This window comes from Companilactobacillus zhongbaensis (genome assembly GCF_003946515.1).
In the GTDB taxonomy this organism is placed as follows: Bacteria; Bacillota; Bacilli; order Lactobacillales; family Lactobacillaceae; genus Companilactobacillus; species Companilactobacillus zhongbaensis.
In genome coordinates this window covers 52,225-58,224 of record NZ_RHOM01000016.1, presented here as the reverse complement: position 1 = coordinate 58,224, position 6,000 = coordinate 52,225, and the positions used below count along the sequence as shown (strand labels likewise).

General features: G+C 39.0%; 4 protein-coding genes. All 4 read right to left on the bottom strand.

Features of this window, described 5'->3' with window-relative positions:
* Window positions 1–194: 194 nt before the first annotated feature.
* Window positions 195–1,454, bottom strand: a complete 1,260-nt coding sequence (locus EKM69_RS08005; RefSeq protein WP_125709928.1) for a zinc ribbon domain-containing protein — start codon at window positions 1,452–1,454, stop codon at window positions 195–197.
* A 9-nt stretch (window positions 1,455–1,463) separates the two neighbouring features.
* Window positions 1,464–2,258, bottom strand: coding sequence for an SGNH/GDSL hydrolase family protein (locus EKM69_RS08000; protein ID WP_125709926.1), 795 nt, complete (start codon window positions 2,256–2,258; stop codon window positions 1,464–1,466).
* 3 nt (window positions 2,259–2,261) lie between these two features.
* On the bottom strand, window positions 2,262–3,122 hold the full coding sequence (locus tag EKM69_RS07995; protein WP_164505897.1) for a zinc ribbon domain-containing protein: 861 nt from the start codon (window positions 3,120–3,122) through the stop codon (window positions 2,262–2,264).
* A 203-nt stretch (window positions 3,123–3,325) separates the two neighbouring features.
* Window positions 3,326–5,857 carry a M1 family metallopeptidase gene (locus EKM69_RS07990; RefSeq protein WP_125709922.1) on the bottom strand — a complete coding sequence of 844 codons (2,532 nt, stop codon included), beginning with the start codon at window positions 5,855–5,857 and terminating at the stop codon, window positions 3,326–3,328.
* Window positions 5,858–6,000: the final 143 nt, after the last annotated feature.

Below are 6,000 nucleotides of genomic sequence, written 5' to 3'. Positions count from 1 at the left end.
TCAAAGAAGGGATCTACTATTTTAATCATGTAGATAGATCAGAAACAATAAATGGCCATACCCCTGCGGAATACAGGAGAATGGCCATTTAAGAAGTATTCAATTTTTATATTATTTCAAATGTCAACTTGACAGGGACCAGCGCAAAATGCGGTATCGTCTTTTTTGTGTTTTCAAAAATATCACCAATATTTTTACTCTTTGATCCAACCTTGACCATACTTATCAGAGTACAATTCTGAGCCATCATAATCATACGACTCAGTAATTGATCCTCCACCATTTTGGTAGTAAGTGATCGAAACTGATGAACCATTTTGGCTCATCGAATAAGTTCCCGATTTGCTTCCTAATGTGTATGTTCCGTCTGAGTTTAAAGTTAGGTCGGGACTTCCATGATAGGTTCCGTACATTGAATTGGTAGTACTTGGTGTTGGTCTTCTAGCTGGTTCGGGTGCTGGAGTTGTTCTTGCTGGTCGCTCATCTTCAAAATTTACTTGGTCAGTCGACGTTTCCGAATCAGAATAGTCTTCACTATTATCGACTGATTTTTTCTCGACTAATAATTGTGTCGTGTCGTCTTTTCTAAACGGTGTGATCTTGACTTGTTCCGTTTTAGAATCGTCTGCCCCTTTGATCCTCAGGTCATAAACTCCAGGAGTCAAGTCTGATATCCGATATTCACCTGAGGTATGTGTTGCAGCAATGCTTTTTCCATTGAGGTAAAAAGCCGGATTTTCGATATTTGTATCGATGAACAATATCTTCGGTGTCACTTGGACTTTGTACTGATCAAATAAACCGAAAATCTTCCCAGATGTGGTCACTGTGAAAATATCTTTGCTACGACCATCGATTTCTTGTTCGATTTTCTTTGTGGCATCGGGACTGGATAAGTATAGACGTTTTAAAGCATCAATTTGACTATTGGATAACGGTTTGCCATTAGCATCAACTAGAGCTGCTCTCATTTTCGAAGTCTTGCCACTAGTTACTTCATCCTTTAATGCGGTCACTTGGCTAGCCCGACTGTAATGGGTCGTTCCCACAAAGTATCCACCACCAATGACTACTGCCAACAATAATGCTGTGATCAAAATCGGTGCTTTTTTGCTCTTCTTTCTTGGCTTTGACATTTGATTATCAGCTGTCGATTGATAGTTCGATGCTGGTTGAGAAACTTGAGTTGTCTCTTGATAGTTTCTAACGTTCTCATCTTCAAATGTAGTTTCCGATAGATTATCTGACAAATTTGATCCAACTGGTTTTGAAACCGAGTCATCCACCGATTCACTCTTAACTTCAGTGTGGATATCTTCTGGATAAGTCTCATTCGTAACACTTTTTACTTGTTCTGCTAAAAACTTTTTAACATTGAATCCACATTCTCCGCAAAAAGCTTCGTCAGTTACTATTTTGTTTCCACAATTTGGGCAAAAACTCGTTGATCCCATAACATCCCCCTAATTGGTTTTAGTTTCTTCCACAGTTTTTATCAACAGGTCGGCAATTGCTTGATGTCCTTGTTGATTGGGATGAAACTCGTCTTTTTGTATGTTGTATACATTGCTAACGCCATAGTCATTTTTAGTAACAGTTGGATTGTTCGTCCAAATCGTTGATAGATCAACCACTGGCACTTGATATTTGTTCCCAATCTCTTTGATTTTTTGATCGTATAGTTGATCGTTTCTGATGTACTTACCGTTACTAGATGACCAACTAGTCATCAAAATGATTTGTGCTTTTGTCTGACTTTTCAACTGTGCGATCACAGTATTCAAGTTAGTCACAAAGTTATTCACATTCGTTGGATCGACACCGTATGCTGCATCGTTAGTCCCAAATTCAACTGTTATGATATCCGGCTGTTTGGCGACGACATCTTGAATATGATGAACGCCAAAATTTGTCACCGTTTTTCCCACAGAACTAGCATTAGACTCGATGACCGGTTTTCCCGTTTTACTTTCTAGTGACTTGGCGAATAATGTTGAAAATCTTGTCGCTTGACTATCGGAAAATAATCCGACTGACAGCGAATCCCCTAGTGCATAATATTGAAGTTGCTTTTCTGGTGAAGATTTTAGATTATCTAAAATCGAACTTACTTTAGGTTTTGTCTTGGATTTTGGTTTGCTCTTTTTGATTTCCGTTTTTTCTACAGGTTTAGTTGAATTTTTCGCAGTAGCCTGTTGATTGTTGCACCCGGTAATCACAAGCAACATCAATAATCCGGTTATCATCCTTAATTTCATGATTTATCCAAAAAGTTCCGTAATTTGTTCTAAAACAGTCTTGATTACATCCCCATATTTATGAGCTAATCCATCCATCATAAATTTGGCAACGATCCACATTACGAACTGACTAGAAATTAGGGCGATCATTGCAATATAGATCTTGTTGATTTTCGTTTTAGCTTGATCGAGCACGATTGAGGCAACATAGGCTGCTGACCATGCGGCACCACCGATCACCAAAGTGAAAAACATAGCCATGATAACCGAATTAATGTTGGACATTGTAAAGTTTGCCGGCAGCAGAATAATCATTAGCCCGGCAAAAATTGCTTCTAGGATTACTAAGACGTTGCTATATCTTGCTAGTACATTTGTGTAATTAAAGAAATTGATCTGTGGATCGGCTAAATACTTTTTAGTGAAAAAACCGACTCCTAAGTAAACTATGTAGAAAAATGCTATCAGAGCGAATAATTTGAAGAATAATGGTAATCCGGTTGTGAAAGTTAAGCCGATTCCATTGGTAAATGATTCAGCAATAGAGTTGCCATGAATTGCTTGTTGTAACGGAGTTAAGATGCCGTTTTCGACATGAAATATCCCAAATGAAATTAATAGCATGTGAATCAAAAATGAGATAACTCCAAAATATTGATTGTCATCTTTTCCTGTAGTCGGATCCAAGATACTTTGTTTGAACCAAGCAAAGTAATTAACTGACTGTTTTTTCAAGGCAGCAATTGATTGGTTATTGTTCATTGCCATATTCATTGTTGTTGCGGTATTTTGTGTTTCAGCAGTAACCACTTGCTGTCCACACTTAGTACAAAACTTCATTCCCTGAGCTAGTTGTGCGCCACAATTCGTACAATTGTTCATTAAAAATTCCCCCACAAAAATATTCATTAATAGTTAACTTTATACAGGTATGGTATCAGTTAAATATAATTAATAACATTAGTGGCACGTTTTCATTCTGAGAAATCATATTTTGCACAAATAAAAAAATGCCAGACATTTTCGTCTGACATTTCTATCATCTTTTTTGGGAATCAAGCTCAAGTCCATAGCTATTTTCTGTATTATAGTGCAGCATTAATAGCTTCATTCACAGCTTTCTTCTCATCTTCGATCAACTCAACGCGAGTTTCGATGATACTCATGTCCATCGTGATCTCACGTGTTAAGCCTGGTGTGTTGATCTTTGGTTCGAAGAATTCTTTGAATTCTTTGAGTCTTTCTGGAGTTCTGAAGATGCTTGTGATGACGGTGATAAAGGTTGCGAATTCCATGTCGCCACCGACTGTTGCTTCTAGCCAGTCCCAATCGTTTCTGATCCAATCCCAAGCGGCTTGTTCGCCGACTGGATTGTCTAAGACTCCACGGAACCAAGCACGTAAGTCTTGTGGCTTGATCGTTTGAGCATTTTCAAATTCACCGATCAATTTCTTAATCATTTCTGAATCCTTGGTGCTGGTGATGGCTACGTTCAAGTCGGACTTGTAACTTGGATCAGTCGTAGTCTTGTATTCGTTCAACAAGCTGTCGACTAATTCTTGGCTTCCGTAATTTTTGACTTCATTTCTCAAGACAAAAATCCGAACGTCGGCTGATAAGGCATCAAGATTGTTTTTATTTTCTTCGAACAACTTGTGAGCTTTAGCCATGGCACTGGAATTTTCAGCATATAAAGCAGCATTCAAGATCGTTGGCCGTGTTAGTTGGTCATCGATCGATTCGCCAGCTTTTGGAGCCCAGTCTAAACGTGCATATTGCTTTTCGCTCAATTGACCGTACAACTTCTTCAAAGCTTTTTCTTCATCAGTATTTGGTGCGATGAACTTACGCAAATTGTAAGCAATACGGTAAACGGCTGAGTTTACTACTGTTGATTGATTGTCGCTGAAATGCTTCAAGTATGGAACGACTTCGGCGTAAGAAATTTGACGAGCTTCGGCTAAGAGACGCAAGTCTTGTAAGATGGCCATTTGTGAGATCGCATCGACATCATCCAAATTGTCCAAGATGTCTTTCATCAAAGTATCATCGTATTTAACGATGAAGTGTGAGTTGTTTCCAACATTAAGACGGAATGGCTTGCCATTTTCTTTGCGCAATGTTTCGTAATCGCCTAAGGTGATCTCTTTGTCACCAAAAATGGTTGGAGCTACATCGTAGTTACTGTTCAATGGGATCTTCCATGAACGGCCTGAATCTTTACCTTCACCGATAAAGAATTGTTGCTGCGACAAGGTCAACTTGCCATCAACGATCTTTGCATTAACGATCGGATATCCTGGTTGTTCTAACCAAGTGTTCATGATCGAAGCAACGTCCATACCAGCAGCATCACCTACGGCATTCCACAAGTCAGCACCTTTGGCGTTATTGTATTTGTGAGCCGCAAAATAATTTTTTAAACCTTCGCGAAGAGCTTTGTCACCAACGAGTGCTCTCATCATAACGAGCATTCTAGCACCCTTGGCGTAAACGATGGCTGAGTCAAAAATCGAATCGATCTCGGCTGGATTTTCAACGTTAACGTGGACTGATTGTACACCGTCAGTAGCATCACGTTGCAAGGCAGCTGGGACGTCCGTTGTTTGGAACAATTCCCAAACGTTCCAGTCAGGTTCGATGGCATCGATAGCGACGTATTCCATCATGTTGGCAAAACTTTCGTTCAACCAGAGATCGTCCCACCAGTTCATCGTTACTAGATCACCGAACCATTGGTGAGCCAATTCGTGAGAAATAACTGTCGCAACTAATTGCTTCGTATCTAAAGCAGTGTTGTCTGGATCGATCAACAAGTATGCTTCACGATAAGTTACTAGACCCCAGTTCTCCATGGCACCCGCTGAAAAATCAGGCAGTGCTAATTGCCAAGAATGTGGTAGTGGATAAGGTGTTTGATAAAAGTCTTCGAAAAATTCGATCGAACGTTTAGCAATGTCTAACGCGAAATCGAGTTCTTTAGGTTGGTGAGCTTTGGTTGAGAAGACACCGACTTTAACGCCACTCTTAGTCGTAGTTTCTTTACCTTGCAAGTCACCGAAAGCAAAAGCGATCAAGTAAGTCGACATTCTAACGGTCGTATCAAAATAGTGCACGCCGTTTTCTTCACGGACCTCAGGCATATTAGCTAAGATCGTTTCGCCTGGTTTTTCATCAAACTTAATAGCCAAGTCAAATTTAGCTTTAGCAGCGGGTTCGTCAACACATGGGAAAGCTTGACGTGCAAAAGTAGTTTCAAATTGTGTACCCACTAATTCTTTCTTTTCACCATTAACTTCATAATATGAAGGATAAATTCCCATCATTGAATCAGTCAAAGGTGCTTTATAAGTGATGGCTAAAGTCATCTCGCCCATTTCAGGCACTTCGATTTTTATCGATTCAGTCTTGTTATCGACTGTGAAGGCAACATCAGAATCGTTGACTGTCACAGACTCGATATCCATGTTTTTTTGATGGATATAAACTGGTTTAGTATGTGCCACACCAGTGATAGTAGATTTACCACTGATCTCTTTCGTGCCACGATTTACATCGATGTAAACATCGTAATGTGAAGGTTCAAAAGTTTCCAAAAAACGTGTAATTTGTGCCATAAATGCCTCCGTATTTTTTGATAAGTATATTCATTTAACATTATACGACAATCGGGAAAAAATTAATGTTTTCAGAAATCGAGATTACTCATTTATTAATAATTATATTTATATTATCTATTGATAAATATTTTTTTGGATTT